This is a genomic window from Kribbella sp. NPDC056345, from assembly GCF_042262745.1.
GTDB lineage: Bacteria > Actinomycetota > Actinomycetes > Propionibacteriales > Kribbellaceae > Kribbella.
The window spans coordinates 683,462-702,420 of sequence record NZ_JBHJQQ010000004.1; the positions used below are offsets into that span (position 1 = coordinate 683,462).

Sequence of the window (18,959 nt, forward strand, 5' to 3'; positions counted from 1 at the left end):
CCCGCCGAAGCTGCCGAACCGTGCTCAAGGTCGCCCAGCCAACTCACTGTGGGCACCCACCAAGCGCCTCCCGGCCGGCCAAATGACTGCCCCGTGCCCGTCGGCCGAGCCATCAGCCGGGGGTTCGGACAGGAACGCGTGGGCGTGAACAGGTCATTTCCTGTTCAAGCCCGCCAGACGGTCTCCACACCCCCTGTTAGGCGACGGCCTGCTCGGCTCCTCCCCGGGGCCGACGCGGCATCACCCCGGGGCGACTCGGCTCACACCGGGGGCAACTGGGCGCTTACCGGGCGAGGTAGCGGCCGGTGATGGATTCGGGGTGGGTGGGGAGGTTGGTGGGGGTAGTGGCGGCGACTATGCGGCCGCCGGCGGTGCCGCCTTGGGGGCCCAGGTCGATGACGTGGTCGGCGTTGGCGATCAGGTCGAGGTCGTGTTCGATGACGATGACGGTGCCGCCGGCGGTGATGAGGCGGTCCAGGACGGCGAGCAGGACGCGGATGTCGGCGGGGTGCAGGCCGACGCTCGGTTCGTCGAAGATGAAGAGGGTGCCGGACTGGGGCTTTTCGAGATCGGCGACGAGTTTGAGGCGTTGAGCCTCGCCGCCGGACAGAGCGGGTGTGGCTTCGCCGAGGATGAGGTAGCCGAGGCCGATCTCGTCGAGAGTGCGCAGGCGGGACTGGACCTTGCGCAGGCGGGGGAAGACCAAACGGGCCTCCTCGATGGTGAGCGCCAGCGCCTGCGGGATGGTCAAACCGTCGACCGTCACGGCATCGGCGGCAGGGCTGTAGCGGGTGCCACCGCAAAGCGGGCAGGGGATGTCGACGTCGGGCAGGAACTGGACGTCGAGCGAGATCTGCCCGGTGCCTTCGCATTGCGGGCACCGCAGACTGCCCGTGTTGTACGAGAAGTCGGCCGCCGTCAGACCGAGCGCACCCGCCTCCGGAGTGGCGGCGTAGGCGCGGCGGAGGTCGTCAAGGATGCCGCTGTACGTCGCCACTGTCGAGCGCACGTTGCGTCCGATCGGAGCCGCGTCGACGACCACGGTTCGTTCGATACCGCCCGCATCCAGCCCTCGGACATGTGCGGGCGCATTGCCGAGGAGAGCTTCGGCGAGGCTGTCGAGGACGAGCGTGGTCTTGCCGGAGCCCGAGACGCCGGTCACCGCCGTGAGCCGACGGAGCGGGAAGGAAACCTCGAGGGGCTGCAGCGTGAAATGCGCTGCGGTCTCGAGCCGGATCCGCCCGTGTGCAAAGGTCTCTTCCGCAGGCACCCGCGGGCGGACCACCACCGGCTCCGCCCCGCTCAGGAACCCTCCGATCAACGACGCATCGGACGCCTCCAACGCAGAAACGGTGCCGGTAGCAACGATCTCGCCACCGTGTGAACCGGCGCGCGGACCGATCTCGACCAGCCAGTCCGCATGCCGCAGTACGCGGACGTCGTGATCCACGAGCACCACGGAGTTCCCGGTCGCGACGAGCCGCCGTACGACGTCGATCAGCGCGTCGATGTTGCTCGGATGCAGACCGACCGACGGCTCGTCCAGGACGTACAGCAGGCCGGTCGCGCTGCTCCGCAAGGTCCGGGCGAGCTGCACCCGCTGCAGCTCGCCCGTCGAGAGCGTGCGGGAGGCACGGTCCAGCGACAGATATCCAAGTCCCAGCCCCAGCAGGTGTTCAGCGGTCGTGATGAACACGGCCGCGATCTGCCGGGCCATCCGCTCAAGCTCAGCAGGCACCGGAAGCGTCCGGATGAACGTAGTGGTCTCCTCAAGGCTCCACGACGACAAGACATCGAGCGGCACCCCGTTCAGCAGCACCGAGCGAGCGCGAGCACTCAGTCGCGAACCACCACAGGTCGGGCACTCGGCAACCCGCACGAACCGATCCAGCCGAGCCACCGTCTTCTCGCTCTGCGCGTTGTCCAAAGCATCCTGGACGACCCGGTTGGCGTTCCGGTACGTCGCGTTGAGCTCGAAGACGTTGCCTTTCTTGCTCGTGACAACGACCTGCCGCTTCGTCTCGGCCCCGTGATAGACGATCTCCCGCTCAGCGTCCGTCAGCTCCGCAAACGGTACGCCGGTCCGCACACCCAACTGGGCAACCACCTGCGGCAGCAACCCGGCACCGAACGACGCCCAGGCAGCGATCGCACCCTCGTCGATGGTGAGCGACTCGTCCGGCACCAGCGTGCGTTGATCGATCTGCCGAGTCTCACCCGTCCCACCGCACGTCTCGCAAGCCCCGTCGCCGTTGAAGGCGAAGTCCTCAGCCCCTTGTACGGCGAACCGTTCGCCATCCACCGGACAAGTCAGTTGCCCGGTCGCGGCAATCTCGATCGTTGCCGCGACGCGGTGTCCGGACGGACAAAGATGCGCACCCAACCGCGAGTACATCAACCGCAGCGAGTTCAGCAGCTCCGTCGCCGTACCGAACGTGCTGCGCACCCCCGGCACCGCCGGCCGCTGATGCAACGCGATCGCCGCCGGCACGCCGTCCACGGCGTCGACGTCCGCGCGAGCGGCCTGTGACAGCCGTCGACGCGTGTACGTCGACAACGCCTCCAGATAACGCCGCGAGCCCTCGGCGTACAGGACACCGAGGGCCAGCGAGGACTTGCCCGACCCCGAGACACCGGTCAGCGCCACCAGCTTGCGCAACGGTATGTCGACATCGACGTTCTTCAGATTGTGGACCCGTGCTCCCCGGACTGCGACTTCTTCGCCCCAGTGCATGGGCCCATCGTAGGGACTTACTTGAGCTTGTCGACGATGTAGTCGATCGACTGGGTGAGCTTCTCGACGTCGTCCGGGTCGATCGCCGGGAACATGGCGACCCGGAGCTGGTTGCGCCCGAGCTTGCGGTAGGGCTCGGTGTCGACCACGCCGTTGGCGCGCAGGGTCTTGGCGACCGCTGCCGCATCGATGGAGTCATCGAGGTCGATCGTGCCGATGACCAGCGAACGAGCGTCGGCGTCGGTGACGTACGGCGTCGCGTAGTCGGACTTCTCGGCCCAGGTGTAGAGCCGGTTGCTCGAGTCGGTGGTGCGCGCGACGCTCCACTCGAGGCCGCCCTGGGCGTTGATCCAGTCGGTCTGCTCGGCCATCAGGAACAGCGTGGCCAGCGACGGCGTGTTGTAGGTCTGGTTCTTGCTCGAGTTGTCGACCGCGGTGGCCAGATCCAGGAACGCCGGGATCCAGCGGCCGGAGGCGGTGATCTCCTCGACCCGGGCGAGCGCGGCCGGCGACATGACGGCGATCCACAGACCGCCGTCGGCGGCGAAGCACTTCTGCGGAGCGAAGTAGTAGACGTCGGTCTCGGTGATGTCGACCGGCAGGCCGCCGGCGCCCGAGGTGGCGTCGATCGCGACCAGCGCGTCGGCGTCGGCCCCCGCGACCCGCTTGACCGGAGCCATCACGCCGGTCGAGGTCTCGTTGTGCGGCCACGCGTACAGGTCGATCCCGGCCTCGGCCACGGCGGTCGGGCGGGTGCCCGGGTCGGACTTGACCACGGTCGGGTCGCCGAGGTGCGGGGCGAGCTGCGCAGCCTTGGCGAACTTCGAGGAGAACTCACCGAAGCTCAGGTGCTGGCTGCGCTCGCGGATCAGCCCGAACGTCGCGATGTCCCAGAACGCGGTCGAGCCACCGTTGCCGAGCACCACCTGGTAGCCCTCGGGGAGCTGGAAGAGGTCGGACACACCCTGCTGCACGCGGGCCACCAGGTTCTTCACCGGGGCCTGGCGGTGCGAGGTGCCGAGCAGCTTGGCGCCCTCGGCCGCGAGGGCGGCGACGGCTTCCGGACGCACCTTGGACGGTCCGGCGCCGAAGCGGCCGTCAACGGGCTTGAGCTCAGCAGGAAGAACGATGTCGCTGGTCACCAGCGGTTCCCTTCGTCGTCTGGCAAGTTCTGCGCCGACGACGCTGTCAGCATCCACATCATCCCACAGTGCCATGCCCGGTCCGCCCCGGGTCTCAACCTCACTCGTGTTTGCGCTCGATCACCTGGGTGCCGGTCAGAACGGCCACCGGTCCTTCCGGGGTGTCGGTCCACTCACCACAGGCACCGCCGCCCTCGGCGACGTCCAGCGTCAGTTCGGTCCCATCCATCCGCAGAGCCGGGTGGTAGTACGACGCGACCTTCTCGGCCTCGCCCTGGATGTAGTGGCCGATCAGAGCGCGCCGGAAGCGGTCGGTGGTCACGTTCGGTGCACTCCCGTGCACCAGCGCGCCATGGAAGAACAGCACATCCCCCGGCTCCATAACGACCGGTACGGCGGCATCCGGCGTCGGCAGCGGCACGGTCACGTCGGTGAAGCTCACCGTGGTGTCCGCCTTCTCTGTGCACAGGATCGGCCAGCGGTGACTGCCCGGCACGACCTCGAGACACCCGTTCGCCTGGTCGACCCGGTCGAGCGCCATCCAGGCCGCCACACACGTGCCCGGCTCGGCCTTCAGATAGAAGTTGTCCTGGTGCAGCGCCTGCCCGCGGGAGCCCGGCGGCTTGAAGTAGAGCATCGTCTGCACCGCGTACGGCGACCTGTCCAGCAGCGCGGTCATCACCTCGTCGATGCGCGAGTCGATGAGCCACTGCAGCGATACGTCGTCCCAGCGGTGCATCTGAGCCATCCGCGGGTACCGGCGCAGCGGGTCACGACTGGTGGAGTTAACACCGGACTCGTCGCCCGAATACGACCCGCGCTTCCGCAGCACCATGTAGTGCTCCCGCAGCCGCTCGGCCTCGTCGGCGCTGAACAGCCCGCGCACCAGCGTGTATCCGTCGCGCTCGAACTCCTGCTTGTACGAATCACTCACCATGGATCAATTCTCCAGTCCACAATGGAGCTGAGCCACGGAAGATCCATGCAAGGAGTTGGACTTTTGTTGCAACCGCTGCCGCTGACCCGGCTGTCCCCGCCGACCTTCTGGCGCTGCGAGCCCAACTGGTCCTGGGTCTCGCCGAAACAAGTGGACCACCTGCTGTGGTGCGTACTGGACGGCCGCGGCCACATGGAACTGGACGGCGCCCACCAAGACCTCAGCCCTGGCATCTGCGCGGTCTTCCAGCCCGGAGACGCGCCCCGGGCGACCCACGATCCCCGGCGACGCCTCCTCGTGTTCGGCATGCACTTCGAGACCAGCCGGTACGGCGTCGTCCCGGAACCGCGCTGGGGCGAGGTCATGGACCGCGAGCTGCTGAATGTGCTCGCGCGGACGAGCGATTCGGCGTACCGGCGTGGTGACGCGCTCGGACGGCGCCAGGCCGAGCTGTGTCTCGAGCAACTGATCGGCCTGATCTGGGATGCCGTGCACAACCCCACCCGCCCACACACCGATGCGGCGGTCGACGAGGTGGCTCGCCAGCTCCGCCAGGACCCGGGCCGGGACTGGAACGTCGGAGAGATGGCTCACAGAGCCGCACTGTCTCGGGCACAGTTCACGAGACGCTTCGTCCGGCAGTTCGGTATGTCACCGGCGCAGTACCTGATCCAGGCCCGCATCGACCGTGCACACCAGCTGCTGACCGAGAGCGGGATGACGGTCACGCAGACCGCCACCGCTCTCGGCTACACAGACGTTCCGTACTTCAGCCGCCAGTACAAGCAACGCACCGGCCGCAGCCCCAGCCAAGAGCACTAGGCCCAGGCAGGGTCCCAGCCCTCGATGGAGTCGGCCGGACGCGTGCCCGGGCCGGAGTAGATCGCGGACGGGCGGATCAGCCGCCCGGTGCGCTTCTGCTCCAGCACGTGCGCACTCCAGCCGGCAGTCCGTGCACAGGTGAACATCGACGTGAACATGGGCGGCGGGACCTCGGCGAAGTCCAGCACGATGGCTGCCCAGAACTCGACGTTGGTCTCCAGCACCCGGTCCGGCCGCCGCTCGCGCAGCTCGGCCAGCGCGGCCTGCTCCAGCGCCTCGGCCACCTGGTACCGCGGTGCGTCCAGCTCACGGGCCGTACGACGGAGCACGCGGGCGCGCGGGTCCTCGGCCCGGTACACGCGGTGGCCGAAGCCCATCAGCCGCTCGCCGGCATCCAGCAACCCCTTCACGTACGAACGGGCGTCACCGCTGCGCTCGACACCTTCGAGCATCGTCAGTACCCGGGCCGGTGCGCCACCATGAAGCGGGCCGGACATCGCACCCACAGCACCGGACAGGGCAGCCGCGACGTCGGCGCCGGTCGAAGCGATCACCCGGGCGGTGAACGTGGAGGCGTTCATGCCGTGCTCGGCCGCGGACGTCCAGTACGCGTCGACCGCCTTCACATGCTTGGGGTCGGGCTCACCACGCCAGCGGATCATGAACCGCTCGGTGATGGTCGTTGCCTTGTCCACCTCACGCTGCGGCACCATCGGCTGCCCGATACCCCGCGCGGCCTGAGCCACGTAGGACAACGCCATCACCGCGGCGCGCGACAGGTCCTCACGAGCCTGTACGTCGTCGATGTCGTACAGCGGGCGCAGTCCCCAGGCGGGGGAGAGCATGGCGAGCGCCGACTGGACGTCGACCCGCACGTCACCGGTGTGCACCGGCAGCGGGAACGGCTCCGCGGGCGGGAGACCAGGGGTGAACGCTCCGTCGACCAGCAGGCCCCAGACGTTCTCGAACGGCACCCGGCCGACCAGGTCCTCGATGTCCACGCCGCGGTAGCGCAGCGCCGACCCTTCCTTGTCCGGCTCGGCGATCTGCGTGTCGAACGCGATCACGCCCTCCAGCCCGTGCTGCACCTCGGTCTTCGGATCTGACATACCACTCCCTCGTCCTCATGTTTTGGCGCCCAGGCAGCATAGTTCTCCCGAGACTCCTGCGGATAACTTTCGTGGCCTGTATCGCATCGAGTAGAGCGTGGAAACACTGGTCGCCTACGCCTTTCACCGGCCCGACTCCGCGGCCCGTGCCGCCGAGGGCGCAGCCCGGGTGGAGGCCTATTACGCAGACAGTGCAGCGCATTGGGGCCACGACGGCCGCACCAACGGCCTGCATCTGTGGGGTACCGGCGACACGCTGTGGCCGGCCTGGCATCAGACGGGGAACGTTCGGGTGGCCAGCCTGCACACACCGGTCGGCTACGAGCGGGTGGTGGGCGACATCACCCCGGCTGATGCGCCTGGTCCGCTGGCCGAGGCAGTACGTCGTACGCCGGAGGCTTTCATCGACCTGGCACCGCCGTTCACCATGGCAGTGCTGGAGGACGACCGTCTGGACTTGTTCACCGACTCTGCCGGTCTGGGCCAGCTCTTCCAGGTCCGGCTGCCGGACGGCTGGGTGTGGAGCAACCGCCCGGTCGCCGCACTCCTGTTCGCCGGCGTCGCCGCCGCAGCCTCACCGCGGGGCTGGGCGTTCGCTGCGGCCTGCGGCTGGTTCATGGGCGACAGTACGCCGTACGAAGGGGTGCTCGCCGTCCCCGGCGCGACCCACATCGTGGCCGACGGCAACCTCCGCCGCCAGACCACCAGCCGGATCGAACCCAGCACACTCTGGCTGACCGACGCCCTCGAAGAACCGTTGCCGGATCTGTCCGACTCGGTACGTCGCCTCCAGCCGGCCGGGCCGCCGGTCCCGCCGAAAGCCCGGCCGGAGCAGCAGAGCCTGGTCGAGCGCGCCCTGAGCTGGCACCGCTACGCCGAAGGTCTCGGCTCGGCCGATGATCTGTACAACACCCCACCAACCGTCGACCACGACCTGACGGTTGCCTACGGCCACTACTACCCGGCCGACCTGGTTGCCGTGGACACCCTTCCCCTGCACGCGAAACTACAGATCTTCACCCACCACCTGGAAACCGTCCTGGTCCCCGCCGCCGGCCCGTCCGAAGCCGCCCGAGCCGCCGTAGCCATCCAGATCGAGCAGGTCCTCCGCGACGCCGTACGAGGCGGAATCGAAGACGCAACCATGCTCGACTACTTCTACCTGACAGAACCCCTCCGCCGCCGCACCACCCCAGCCAACCACCCCACCGCCCTCCCCCTAACGCCCCACCACATCCGCGCCGCCCTCACAAACCCCACCCCAACCAACCACCCCTCACCCTGGAACTCCCCGCCGGGCCAACTCCAGCCCGGGCAGTCCCAGGCCGGGCAGCCCCAGGCTCGGCAACCCGAGTCCCAGCAACGCCAACCGCGGTCACTCCGCCCCCGCCAACCACGTCCGCGGCGCCTGGGTGACGCACCCGACCGCGACCTCATCGCGACCATGCTGCTCGACGTCGACGGTTTCGACGAACGCGCCCTCAGCACCCTGTGGGCCGCCTCAGTAGCCGGCGCGAGCACAGCCGCAGCCGAGGTGATCCTCCGGCGAGCCCTCTGGCGCGCCACCTTCGACCTCCACCTGACCGAGGTCAACAACCACCTCCCCGAGCTCATCCGCCCCCTGACCGCACCCCCACGCGCCCTCCCACCCCCGCAACCCACCCCCAAACCCCGCCGAACCCGCCTGATCCCCACCTTCGCCCGCAGACACCACCACTAACCACTCACCAGCGGACCGCCACGCCATCACAACTGCGTGTTCACGCCGAACCCACGCCTGGCCGGCGGCGATTCGGCTGATTGTGATGGCCTGGGGGTCCGCGCCGGCCGAAGGAGGCCGCAGTAATGTCGGGTGCGTGGATCTGGGTGAGATGCGGCGGACGTACGGGCTCGGCGAGTTGCTCGAGGATCAGCTCAATGCCGATCCGATCGTGCAGTTCGGGGTGTGGCTTGCGCAGGCGACCGAGGCTGGGATCAGCGAGCCGAATGCGATGGTGCTGGCGACCGCTGATGCCGACGGCCGGCCGTCAGCACGGACCGTGCTGCTGAAAGGGCTCGACGAGCGGGGGTTCGTGTTCTACACCAATCAGCAGTCCCGCAAGGCCGACGACCTGGCTGCGAATCCGCACTGCGCCCTCGTCTTCCCGTGGCACGCGATGGAGCGCCAGGTCAGGATCGAGGGCACGGTCAGCAAGCTGTCCACCGAGGAGGTCGACGCCTACTTCGCCGCCCGTCCCCGCGAGTCCCAGCTGGGTGCCTGGGCCTCGCAGCAGAGCCAGCCGGTGGAATCCCGGGCCGAGCTGGATCTGCAGTACGCGTCGTACGAGCGGCAATGGCCCGAAGGCACCGAGATCGCGACGCCGTACTTCTGGGGTGGCTACCGGATCGAGCCGCACACGTTCGAGTTCTGGCAGGGCCGGGTCGGTCGTCTGCACGACCGCCTGGCCTACCGGCGGACGAGGTCTTCGTGGGAGCTCGTCCGGCTCCAACCCTGAGGGGGTGCGGACGATTCGCGGATGCCGTGCTTGTCCCACCAGCGGACGAGCGGGCCCGGAGCCCACCAGTTCGCCCGGCCGAGCAACCGCATCGTCGCCGGTACCAGCAGCGCCCGCACGATCGTCGCGTCCAAGGCGATCGCGATCACCAGCCCGACCCCGATCATCTTCACGAACACGATCCCCGAGGTCGAGAACGCCGCGACCACGATCACCAGCAGCAACGCAGCGCTGGTGATGATCCCACCCGTGCGCTGCAGCCCGAGCGCGACCGCCTGGGTGTTGTCACCGGTCCGGTCGTACTCCTCGCGGATCCGGCTGAGCAGGAACACCTCGTAGTCCATCGACAACCCGAACAGCACCGCGAACAGCAGCACCGGGTTCGTCGCATCCAGGAAGCCGGCCGGCGTGAAGTCGAGCAACCCGGACAGGTGACCGTCCTGGAAGATCCACACCATCGCGCCGAACGCGGCCGACAGCGACAGCACGTTCATCACCAGCGCCTTCAACGGCAGCACAAAGGAGCCGAAGGCAAGGAACAGCAGCAGGAACGTGATCAGGATGACGAACCCACCCATGTACGGCGCTCGTTCCGCCAGCACGTCCAGCAGATCGATCAGCGAGGCCGTCTCACCACCGACCTGCGCGGTCATCCCAGAAGGCGGCGCCACCGCCCGCACCGAGTGAACGACATCACGCGCAGGCAATTCCTGAGCCGTGTAGTGCGTGTGCACGACCACCTCGGCGACACCGTTCTTGAAGCCACCGATCCGGACGTCCTCGACCTCCGCGATCTGCTTGAGCTGCACCAGATACGGCTGCAGCGCCACAGAAGGATCGGCCGGACCCTGATCGAAGCGAACTGCGACGAACACATCCGATCCACCGGCCCCCGCGAAGTCACGCTGCAGAGTCTCGGTCACCGTCCGCGAGGTGGCGCCGGACGGCAGCGCCCGATGGTCGACGCCGCCCAATTGTGCTTGCAGGAAAGGGATCCCGAGCACGAGCAGCAGCGGGACGAGCACCAGCACATAGCGCAGCGGCCGCCGCATCACGCTGTGCGCGAGCCGGTACCACGCTCCGTGGTGATCGGCCGCCGTCGACCGCCGACGCAGGAACGGCACCTGCAGGTTGTTCACTCGGTGCCCCAGCACGGCCAGCAGCGCGGGCAAGGCGGTGAGCGCAGCGACCATCGCAACCACGACGGCCGCGACCCCGCCGTACGCCATCGAACGCAGGAACATCACCGGGAACAGGGCCAGGCTGGCGATCGCCACGCCGACGGTGACGCCGGAGAAGGCGACCGTCCGGCCGGCCGTGGCCATCGTCGTGGTCAGCGCCGTCTCGACGTCATTGCCCTGGGCAAGTTCCTCACGGAACCGGGTGACGATGAACAGCGCGTAGTCGATCGCGAGCCCGAGCCCGATCATCGTGACGATGTTGATCGAGAAGATCGACACGTCGGTGACCGCGGACAACCCGCGCAGCAGCACGAACGCACCGAGGATCGCCAGCGCACCCACGAACAACGGCAGCGAGGCCGCGACCAGACCGCCGAACACCACGACGAGCAGCACCAGCACGATCGGCATCGAGATCGTCTCGGCCCGCACGATGTCCCGCTCGGTCTGCGTGTTCACCTCGTCGAAGACCGCGACCTCGCCGCCCACCTTGGTGTCCAGCCCGGCCGGTCCGCTCCGAACCTGATCGGCGATCCGGTGGAACGTCTCGAGCCGCTCCTCCGGAGTAGCACCGGCCAACGTCAGTACGGCGTACGTGCTGTGCTGGTCCTTCGACACGAACACGGGTGCCTTCGTGCTCCAGTACGTCGTCGCCCGCAGTACGTCGTTCGTCGGCAGCTCGGCCAAGTCCTGCTCAACCGCGGACCGGAATCCGGGGTCGGCGACGGTCTGGTCCGAGCTGCGGTAGAGCACGATCACGTCGGTGCCGGTGCGGCCGACGTTCTGCTCGATGGCGGCGACGGCGTTGGCGGCCTCGGTGTCCGGGGCGTCGAAGCCGCCGTTCGCCAGCGACCCGAACACGCCGGTGCCCCAGATCACCCCGAGGGCGATGAAGGCTGCGGTCAGGGCGAGCACCAGGCGGCGGCGCCGATAGCTGAAGTGGCCGAGCGTCTCGAACACGAAACTCTCCCGAGGGGCGTAAAGTCAGGCGGAAACTACTGAGTGAACAGCGTTAACTGTTAACAGTGTTCACTCAAGGCTCGACCCGTGTCAAGGAGTGTGTGGATGAACCGGCGTGACGAGGCCCGAGCGGCGACGCTGGCCGAGATCAAGCGGGCCGCGCGCCGGCTGCTCGTCAGTGGCGGCGTCGCGGCGATCGGCCTGCGCGCCGTGGCCCGCGAGGTCAACCTGACCGCGCCCGCGCTGTACCGCTACTTCCCGAGCCACGAAGCCCTCGTCACGGAGCTGATCGCCGACCTGTACGACGAACTCACGACCGCGCTGATGGAGCTCGGCTGCGAGGGGGAGGGCGATCTCGGTGCGCAGCTCTACCTGCTGGCCAACGGTCTGCGGGACTGGGCGCTGGCGCATCCGGCCGAGTTCGCGCTGTTGTTCGGGACGACGATTCCGGATCCGGATGCCGAGGGTCACGACGACACTCCTGGGCATCAGGCCGCGATGCGGTTCGGGGCGCTGTTCAAGGAGCTGGTGGCGCAGATCTGGCACGAGAAGCCGTTCCCGTACCCGCCGGACGAGGTCCTCGGCACCAAACTCGTTGCCCAGCTCACCGACGAGGCCGCGCACTTCCACGGCATGCCGCCGGGTGCGATCTACCTGGGCCTGACCTACTGGACACGGCTCTACGGCCTGATCTGCATGGAGGTCTTCGGCCAGCTGCACTGGGTGCTGCCCGACGCGGCGGCGTACTTCGAGGCCCAGCTCTACGAGATCGGCCTGGCCATGGGCCTGGACTGCCCGGCGCCGGAATAAAAAAACCCGCGGGCGCTTCCAGGCCACTACCGGATGGCAGTGGTCCAGGGTCAGGCGGACTACCTGACTACCCGCGGGTCCGGTGGCGGCGTTGGATTGGCCGACCACTTGCCCAAAAGCTAGTGGTTGGCGGTCAGCCCGCCGCCACCTCACGAGTCCGGTAAGAAATCATTCTTAGGACCACCTCCCTTCGCGTGTACCGAAAATCTACGTCGCCCGCGAGGCCGGTTCAACTGCTTTTCGCTGACGGATGAACGAGAATCTGGCGCATGGTCCTCAGACTCGGTCTGCCCGTCATCCTGCTGCTGATCGGAACCGGCTGGTTCGCGTGGGCGTCGTACCGCCGGGCCGCCCAGGCAGAGCGCGCCCTGGCCGAGATGAACGCCGAACATCGGGCGTTACTGCACGAGGTCAGGGCCCTCGAACGGGCGGTTTCGGCTGCGGAGCAGGGTTTGCGTACGCTCAGCTCGCATCCGTCGGTGCCGCGTGATGTCGCGGTGACCGCCGACCTGACCCTCGCCGATGTCCGGCGACTGGTGGAACGCAAGGAGCTCGAGGACTAAATGGCAAAGCTGGGGACCACCGCGGTCAAGTCGGGTGGCGGGGTCAAGGGGAAGCTGATCGGCGGCGGGATCGTCACGGTCATCGTGATCATCGCGCTGTTCAACATCTTCAACTTCGCCGACACCGACGCGAACAAGATCGGCCTGCACTACGGCGGTGGCGTGGTCGAGGACAAGAAGTTCAAGTCGGTCGTCCCGCCGGGGTCGACGAACAAGCTGATCGGTCCGGGCGACACGGTCTACGCCTACCCGATCGACCAGCGCTCGTACATCATCGGCGGCGCCGGGGCGGACACCGACGCCGGCGACGAGGTGACCGTGGTCAGCAAGGACAACGTGCGGCTCGGCGTCCGGGTCCAGGTCTACTTCACGCTGAACCGGACCGAGGACACGCTCAAGTCCTTCCACGAGCGGATCGGCCTGAAGACCGACGCCTACACCGACCGCGGCTGGAACGACATGCTCCAGTCCTACTTCCGGCCGCAGATCGACCGGGCGCTGTCCGCGGTCGCGACCAACTACGTCTGGGCGGAGCTGTACAACAACGAGGCGAAGAAGGCCGAGTTCCAGACCGCCGCGTCGAAGGAGTTCACCCGGCTGCTGCCGGCTGCTGTCGGCGGTGACTACTTCTGTGGGCCGGCGTACAACGGCAACAACGCCTGTGGCGAGCTGTCCTTCACGGTGCAGAAGCCGACCCCGCTGGACAAGGGCATCATCGACGGACTCGAGGCCAAGCAGCGCGCCGAGCTCGCGAAGGCCACCCAGGAGCAGACCAACCAGCGCGTCAACGTCGAGCTGCAGTCGGTACAGAAGCAGGTCGCGATGCTGGGCGCGCAGGGTTACCTGCTGAAGACCGCCATCGAATCGGGCAAGATCCAGTTCATGGTCATCCCGCAGGGCACACCCGTCAGCGTCCCGACCGGTACGGCGACCCTCCCCGCGGACCGCTGATCCGATCATGAGTGCGCTGCCGTCGCATCTCGAGCTTGTGCAGGGCGTCGTCCTGCCCAAGCCGGTCGGCGCGCATCCGGTGCTCGACTTCGTCAACACCCGGTCCGACTGGATCACCCGTGGTCCGGCCCGGACCGAGTGGCTGACGTCGTACGAGGCCTTTCTGATCTGGAACTCCGCCGTCGGCCTGCTGTCGCCGGCGGCGGTCTTCCGGCTGATCGAACAGGCCGGCGGCCGCCCGACCGAGGCGGCCCGCCGACTGACCGCGACCTTGGACTTCCGGATCGACCTGTACGACGTACTGACCGGGCGGGCGGACGAGACGGACGGACCGTTCGAGGCCGTGGCTCGGGTGATCGAGCGGGCGTCCGGCCGCCGCCAGTTCGTTCGCACCGAAGACGAGGGTGCGACCTGGGAGCTGCCCGAGGACCTGGCTCGGCCGCTCGACCAGCTCGCTCTACTCGCAGCTGAGCTGCTCACCAGCCCAGAGCGGACCCACGTGCGGACGTGTCCTGGCTGCGGCTGGTTGTTCCTCGACTCGCGCGGCCGCCGCCGCTGGTGCTCGATGGCGACCTGCGGCAATCGCGCCAAGGTCCGGGCCCACGCGGCCCGCACCCGCTAGTTGAACAGTGCTGGGTCGACCAGGATCCAGGTCGCCCGCGCACGCGCCAGAACCCGACCGTCGGAGTCGTAGAGCGTGCTGGCGGTCAGCGTCTTGCGACCGTCCAGCTCAAGCAGCTGTCCCATCACCACGCACTCCTCACCAGGCTGCGGCTGCGCGTCGATACACGCGGTGAGCTGCCCCAGCACCGACGGGCGCCCCTCCAGATCGATCGCCCACCCGCTCGGGCAATCCAGAGCGGCCCACAAAAACACCGGGTCACTCGCCAGGTCAGCAGCAGGCGTCCACGTGCACGCCGTCCGGCCGTCGCTCACCGGACCCGGCTTCAGTTGCAATCCGCTCGGGTTCTCGAGCCCACAGACGAAGCAGCCCGGGAACGGATGCTTCGCCAGCCCGCGATACCCCGCCTCCGCCTTTCGTGCTTCCTCGAACGAGACCGGGTCGATCGTCGCGTCCGCCAGATACTCAGCCGGAACCGGTACGACGCCCGCCACCAACTGCTCGCCGTACCGCAACTGGCCGCCCTCGGGGCTCACCACGAGCTCGAGGTCGACCTCCAGCGGCGGCGGAACCCGCAGCGTCACCTGCGGTACCAGCCCATCCGCCAGCACCCCGGCGAGCGCCGTACCGGCCAACCCGGCGACGTACCCACCGTTCCCTGACTTCGCCGGCCCCTGGAACCGTCGTTCAATGCGCATGGACAACGACCTTAGGCCAACAGGTATTTCAAGCGGACTTCGGAGACTCCGTAGTCCGTTGGGTGTGGCAGGTGTGAGGTGCGGGAGTGGTGGGAAGGAAACGGATTTCAGGGATATCTGAGGATTTCCCGGAAAAGAATGTGCTGAGGCCTCTGATTCAAACGACCGTTTGAACTATGCTGACTGCAGGCTACGGCCCGTGAGCAGGTGGGGTGCCTGCGCGAGTGGTGGCTGGGGGGAAGGAGAACTCTGTGGAGACACCGGTCGAATCGACCAGGGAACGTTTGCTCAATGTCGCCGAGCAGCGGTTCGGCGAAGGGGGATACGAAGGGACTTCGCTGCGGGCGATCACGGTCGCCGCGGCGGCGAACATCGCGGCCGTCAACTATCACTTCGGCTCGAAAGAGGCTTTGCTGCGCGCGGCGGTGGCGCGTGCGATGGCGCCGGTCAACACCGAGCGCCGGCGCCGGCTCGACCAGCTGGAGGCCGCCGGGACACCGTCGGCCGAGCAGCTGATCCGCGCCTTCGTCGAGCCCGGTCTGGACCTCGTCCTGCGCCGCGGTGAGCGGGGTGCGGTGGTGGCGCGGTTCATCGGACGGATCGCGTTCGATCCGAGTCAGCGGATTCGCGAGCTGTACGTCGCCGAGTCCGATCCGATCGAGGCGCGGTACCTGGCGGCGCTCCGGACGGCGTTGCCGCACTCGGCGCCCGAGGCGGTCGCGTTCGGGTACGTGAACATGCTCGGACTGCTCGCCCTGCATCAGTCCCAGGCCCTCACACCGGCGCCTGGTGGTGCCGAACTGGAGGACCCTGGGAAGCTCGCCGAGAACCTGATCGCCTTTCTTGTGGCGGCGTTCGATCGCGGGTTACGCGCGTGAGGTCGGGTGACCACGGCCTGTAGTGGTCTGTCCGAAGAATGCTCATGGATGTTCGGACTACTGGGTAACGCTGCATAATGGCGCTCCGTGGACCCCAGTGAAGTCGTGGTTGCCGTCGATCTCGGTGGAACCCGGATGAAGTGCGGCCTGGTCGCCGCCGACGGTGCTGTGCTGCACCGGGAGACCAGGCCGACTCCCCGGGCCGCCGGGGGCCGCGCCGTGCTCGACGCACTGCTGGAGACCGTCGTCGAGCTCGGCCAGAAGGCTACTGCGGACGGTCACCGGGTGCGTGCGATCGGTGTGGTGGTGCCCGGCATCATCGACGCCGAGACCGGCACGGTCGGGGCCGAGAACCTGGCCTGGGCCGGTACGCCGGTCCGCACGGAGTTGGTCGCCGCGGTCGGCAACGACGTACCGATCGTGCTGGCGCACGACGTCCGGGCCGGTGGGTACGCCGAGCTCCGGCAGGGCGCGCTGAAGGGGACCACCAACTCGCTCTTCCTGCCGCTCGGCACCGGGATCGCGGCCGCGATGGTGATCGACGGCCGGCTCGTCAGCGGTGACGGGTACGCCGGTGAACTCGGTCACACCCGCTTCATCCATGGCGACACGGCCGAGCTCTGCGCCTGCGGTCAATGGGGTTGCCTCGAGACCGTCGCTTCGGCTGCCGCGTTGGCCCGCCGGTACGCCGCTCGGTCCGGCCGGATCGTGGACGGCTCCCGCGAGGTGCTGGAGCTGCTCGCCGCCGGCGACGAGATCGCCGCCGAGGTCTGGCACGACGCCCTGGACGTCCTCGTCGATGCGCTCGTCCTCTACACCACCCTGGTCGCGCCGACCCGGATCGCGATCGGCGGCGGGCTGGTCGGCGCCGGCGAGACGCTGCTGCAGCCGCTGCGCGACGGGGTCCACGCACGCCTGACGTTCCAGCGCGAGCCCGAGATCGTGGCCGCCGTGCTGGGGGAGGAAGCCGGCTGCCTCGGCGCCGCGCTCTACGCCTGGGATCGAATCGAGGAGTTGTCATGACGACCTATCGGGTAGGCCGCCTCGTCACGCCGGACGACGTACTGGAGAGTGCCTGGATCCAGGTCGTCGACTCCGACATCCTGGCCTACGGCCGCCGGTCCGAGGGGATGCCGGCCGACGGCAAGCGTCCCGAGGACCTCGGCGACGTGACGGTCGTGCCGGGGTTCGTCGACATCCACACCCACGGTGGCGGCGGTTCGTCGTACTCGACGACCGATCCTGAGGAGGCGCGCAAGGTCGCGGCCTTCCATGCCAAGCACGGTACGACGACCACGATGGCCAGCCTGGTCACCGGACCACTGGACGTGCTCGCCTCGCAGACCGCCTGCCTGGCCGACCTGGTCACCGACGGCATCATCAACGGTGTCCACCTCGAAGGGCCGTTCCTGTCCGAGGCCCGGTGCGGTGCACATGAGCCGACGCTGCTGCGGGACCCGGTCGCGGACGACGTGGCCAAGGTGCTGAGCGACGTCGTACGGATGGTGACGATCGCACCGGAGCTCGAACACGGGCTGGACGCGATCCGCCAGGTCGTCGACGCCGGTGCGGTGGCTGCGCTCGGGCACACGGACGCGACGTACGAGCAGATGATCGCCGGTGCCGACGCAGGTGCCACGGTCGCGACGCACCTGTTCAACGGGATGCGGCCGTTCCATCACCGCGACCCCGGTCCGGTGGGTGCGGCGATCAACGACGAGCGGTTGCTGCTCGAGGTGATCAACGACGGGATGCACCTGGATCCGCAGGTCGTCCGGGTCGCGCTGGCCGCGGCCGGAGTGCACCGGATCGCGCTCATCACCGACGCGATGGAGGCGACCGGGATGGGCAACGGCCACTACAAGATCGGCAACCTCGAGGTCGACGTCAAGGACGGTCTGGCCACGCTCACCAAGCCCCCGCACTCGATCGCCGGCAGCACCCTGACCATGGACGTCGCCTTCCGCAACGCCGTCAAGGCCGGTACGTCGCTCGTCGACGCGGCCCGGATGGCCTCGACGACTCCCGCCCAGACCTTCGGCTGGTACGACGTCGGCGCGATCGAGACCGGCCGTCGCGCGGACCTGGTCCTGCTGGACGACGAGTACACCGTCCAGAAGGTGATGCGGGCCGGCGCATGGCTGGACTAGTCGGCACGGTCACGCTCAACCTGGCGCTCGACGTCACGTACGAGGTCGCTGAGTTGGTGGTTGGTGGCAGCCATCGGGTCGGCGCGGTGCGTGCGCGAGCCGGTGGCAAGGGTGTGAACGTTGCCCGGGTCGCTTCCACGCTCGGTCATCAGGTGCTTGTGCTCGGGTTCGTCGGCGGGGTGACTGGTGAAGCGGTTGCGGCTGAGCTGTTCGATGCGGGGCTGACCGCGTTGCTGACACCGATCGCGGGGGAGACCCGGCGGACGGTTGCCATCGTCAACGGTGTGGACGGTGACGCGACGATCTTCAACGAGGCCGGCCCGGCGATCTCGGCCGATGAGTGGCGCGCGTTCGGTGACCGGATGCCGTGGGGACGCCTTGGTGTGCTGGCGTGTTCGGGCAGTATTCCGCCCGGGCTGCCCGCCGACGCGTACGCCGAGATCGCGGTCCGCGCGCGGCATCACGACGTACCAGCTGTGATCGACGCGGCTGGCTCCGCGCTGACCGAAGCCGCCAAGGTCGGAGCGATCGTCCGTGCCAACGCGGCTGAGCTGCGCGAGGCGGTTGGTGAGTCGAGTGTCGAGGACGGCGCTCGGCAACTGGTGGAGCTCGGCGCGACCGCCGCGGTCATCACCGACGGCCCGCGCGGAATGGTTGCTGCTAGCAACAAGGGTGTCTGGCGCGCGCTTCCGGTCGAGCAGGTCAGCGGGAACCCGACCGGCGCCGGTGATGCCTGTACGGCGGTCGTGGCGGCCGCGGTGGCGGAATCACCCGAGCCCGACTGGTCCGTCGTACTGAAGTCCGCTGTTGCCGCCTCTGCCGCTGCCGTGCTGACACCCGTTGCCGGGGACATCGACCTTGCCGCCTATCGCCGGTGGCTACCGCAAGTTTCTGTGGGTTAGGAGAA

17 protein-coding genes are annotated in these 18,959 nt (G+C 68.3%); 11 read left to right on the forward strand and 6 right to left on the reverse strand.

The genetic code is table 11. The features are described 5' to 3' along the window. Positions 1-283: 283 nt before the first annotated feature. From ACFCV3_RS18150 to ACFCV3_RS18160, 3 genes are all read right to left on the reverse strand, one after another. Entirely contained in the window at positions 284-2,734 is a 2,451-nt protein-coding gene (locus tag ACFCV3_RS18150; RefSeq protein WP_376031142.1) for an excinuclease ABC subunit UvrA, read from the reverse strand. A 17-nt stretch (positions 2,735-2,751) separates the two neighbouring features. Further along, positions 2,752-3,876: a phosphoserine transaminase gene (gene serC / locus ACFCV3_RS18155; protein ID WP_376031143.1), complete on the reverse strand. Its 1,125-nt coding sequence runs from the start codon at positions 3,874-3,876 to the stop codon at positions 2,752-2,754. A 100-nt stretch (positions 3,877-3,976) separates the two neighbouring features. Continuing rightward, on the reverse strand, positions 3,977-4,813 hold the full coding sequence (locus ACFCV3_RS18160) for a phytanoyl-CoA dioxygenase family protein (RefSeq protein WP_376031144.1): 837 nt from the start codon (positions 4,811-4,813) through the stop codon (positions 3,977-3,979). Positions 4,814-4,876: 63 nt separating this feature from the next. Here ACFCV3_RS18160 and ACFCV3_RS18165 point away from each other — a divergent pair, with 63 nt between their 5' ends. Beyond that, positions 4,877-5,635 (forward strand): helix-turn-helix domain-containing protein, encoded by a 759-nt coding sequence (locus ACFCV3_RS18165; RefSeq protein WP_376031145.1) that lies wholly within the window; start codon positions 4,877-4,879, stop codon positions 5,633-5,635. Here ACFCV3_RS18165 and ACFCV3_RS18170 read toward each other — a convergent pair. Continuing rightward, positions 5,632-6,744, reverse strand: a complete 1,113-nt coding sequence (locus ACFCV3_RS18170) for a citrate synthase 2 (RefSeq protein WP_376031146.1) — start codon at positions 6,742-6,744, stop codon at positions 5,632-5,634. The two genes, ACFCV3_RS18165 and ACFCV3_RS18170, sit on opposite strands and share 4 nt — an antisense overlap. A gap of 97 nt (positions 6,745-6,841) precedes the next feature. On the opposite strand from ACFCV3_RS18170, the gene ACFCV3_RS18175 reads away from it, so the two are divergent. Both ACFCV3_RS18175 and pdxH read left to right on the forward strand, forming a co-directional pair. Then, the gene (locus tag ACFCV3_RS18175) at positions 6,842-8,464 is read left to right on the forward strand and encodes a hypothetical protein (RefSeq protein ID WP_376031147.1); all 1,623 of its coding nucleotides are present in this window, start codon (positions 6,842-6,844) and stop codon (positions 8,462-8,464) included. Positions 8,465-8,600: 136 nt separating this feature from the next. Beyond that, the gene (gene pdxH / locus ACFCV3_RS18180) at positions 8,601-9,239 is read left to right on the forward strand and encodes a pyridoxamine 5'-phosphate oxidase (protein ID WP_376031148.1); all 639 of its coding nucleotides are present in this window, start codon (positions 8,601-8,603) and stop codon (positions 9,237-9,239) included. On the opposite strand, the gene ACFCV3_RS18185 is transcribed toward pdxH, so the two are convergent. Then, a complete protein-coding gene (locus tag ACFCV3_RS18185) occupies positions 9,191-11,380 on the reverse strand; it encodes an MMPL family transporter (RefSeq protein ID WP_376031149.1) in 2,190 nt (729 codons plus the stop codon). The two genes, pdxH and ACFCV3_RS18185, sit on opposite strands and share 49 nt — an antisense overlap. Before the next feature lie 105 nt (positions 11,381-11,485). Here ACFCV3_RS18185 and ACFCV3_RS18190 point away from each other — a divergent pair, with 105 nt between their 5' ends. The 4 genes from ACFCV3_RS18190 (at position 11,486) to ACFCV3_RS18205 (ending at position 14,326) form a co-directional block, all read left to right on the forward strand. After that, positions 11,486-12,190 (forward strand): TetR/AcrR family transcriptional regulator, encoded by a 705-nt coding sequence (locus ACFCV3_RS18190; RefSeq protein ID WP_376031150.1) that lies wholly within the window; start codon positions 11,486-11,488, stop codon positions 12,188-12,190. Between the two features lie 269 nt (positions 12,191-12,459). After that, complete coding sequence (locus ACFCV3_RS18195; protein ID WP_238176435.1) at positions 12,460-12,753, forward strand: hypothetical protein; 294 nt, start codon at positions 12,460-12,462, stop codon at positions 12,751-12,753. After that, on the forward strand, positions 12,754-13,704 hold the full coding sequence (locus ACFCV3_RS18200) for an SPFH domain-containing protein (protein WP_376031151.1): 951 nt from the start codon (positions 12,754-12,756) through the stop codon (positions 13,702-13,704). A 7-nt stretch (positions 13,705-13,711) separates the two neighbouring features. Beyond that, on the forward strand, positions 13,712-14,326 hold the full coding sequence (locus ACFCV3_RS18205; RefSeq protein ID WP_376031152.1) for a CGNR zinc finger domain-containing protein: 615 nt from the start codon (positions 13,712-13,714) through the stop codon (positions 14,324-14,326). On the opposite strand, the gene ACFCV3_RS18210 is transcribed toward ACFCV3_RS18205, so the two are convergent. Beyond that, a complete protein-coding gene (locus tag ACFCV3_RS18210; RefSeq protein ID WP_376031153.1) occupies positions 14,323-15,024 on the reverse strand; it encodes a hypothetical protein in 702 nt (233 codons plus the stop codon). The genes ACFCV3_RS18205 and ACFCV3_RS18210 overlap by 4 nt on opposite strands. Before the next feature lie 251 nt (positions 15,025-15,275). On the opposite strand from ACFCV3_RS18210, the gene ACFCV3_RS18215 reads away from it, so the two are divergent. From ACFCV3_RS18215 to ACFCV3_RS18230, 4 genes are all read left to right on the forward strand, one after another. Further along, positions 15,276-15,902, forward strand: a complete 627-nt coding sequence (locus ACFCV3_RS18215) for a TetR family transcriptional regulator (protein ID WP_132411128.1) — start codon at positions 15,276-15,278, stop codon at positions 15,900-15,902. Between the two features lie 87 nt (positions 15,903-15,989). Next, complete coding sequence (locus ACFCV3_RS18220; protein WP_376031154.1) at positions 15,990-16,925, forward strand: ROK family protein; 936 nt, start codon at positions 15,990-15,992, stop codon at positions 16,923-16,925. Further along, positions 16,922-18,052 (forward strand): N-acetylglucosamine-6-phosphate deacetylase, encoded by a 1,131-nt coding sequence (nagA, locus tag ACFCV3_RS18225; protein ID WP_376031155.1) that lies wholly within the window; start codon positions 16,922-16,924, stop codon positions 18,050-18,052. The genes ACFCV3_RS18220 and nagA overlap by 4 nt, the downstream gene beginning before the upstream one ends. Further along, positions 18,040-18,954, forward strand: a complete 915-nt coding sequence (locus tag ACFCV3_RS18230; RefSeq protein ID WP_376031156.1) for a 1-phosphofructokinase family hexose kinase — start codon at positions 18,040-18,042, stop codon at positions 18,952-18,954. Before nagA ends, ACFCV3_RS18230 begins: the two co-directional genes overlap by 13 nt. The last annotated feature ends 5 nt before the right edge of the window (positions 18,955-18,959 follow it).

Coding starts and splice junctions, on each gene's coding strand:
- nagA (WP_376031155.1), top strand. CDS start 16,922: ATGACGACCTATCGGGTAGGCCGCCTCGTCACGCCGGACGACGTACTG.
- ACFCV3_RS18230 (WP_376031156.1), top strand. CDS start 18,040: ATGGCTGGACTAGTCGGCACGGTCACGCTCAACCTGGCGCTCGACGTC.
- ACFCV3_RS18200 (WP_376031151.1), top strand. CDS start 12,754: ATGGCAAAGCTGGGGACCACCGCGGTCAAGTCGGGTGGCGGGGTCAAG.
- ACFCV3_RS18170 (WP_376031146.1), bottom strand. CDS start 6,744: ATGTCAGATCCGAAGACCGAGGTGCAGCACGGGCTGGAGGGCGTGATC.
- ACFCV3_RS18160 (WP_376031144.1), bottom strand. CDS start 4,813: ATGGTGAGTGATTCGTACAAGCAGGAGTTCGAGCGCGACGGATACACG.
- ACFCV3_RS18150 (WP_376031142.1), bottom strand. CDS start 2,734: ATGCACTGGGGCGAAGAAGTCGCAGTCCGGGGAGCACGGGTCCACAAT.
- ACFCV3_RS18195 (WP_238176435.1), top strand. CDS start 12,460: ATGGTCCTCAGACTCGGTCTGCCCGTCATCCTGCTGCTGATCGGAACC.
- ACFCV3_RS18205 (WP_376031152.1), top strand. CDS start 13,712: ATGAGTGCGCTGCCGTCGCATCTCGAGCTTGTGCAGGGCGTCGTCCTG.
- ACFCV3_RS18210 (WP_376031153.1), bottom strand. CDS start 15,024: ATGCGCATTGAACGACGGTTCCAGGGGCCGGCGAAGTCAGGGAACGGT.
- ACFCV3_RS18190 (WP_376031150.1), top strand. CDS start 11,486: ATGAACCGGCGTGACGAGGCCCGAGCGGCGACGCTGGCCGAGATCAAG.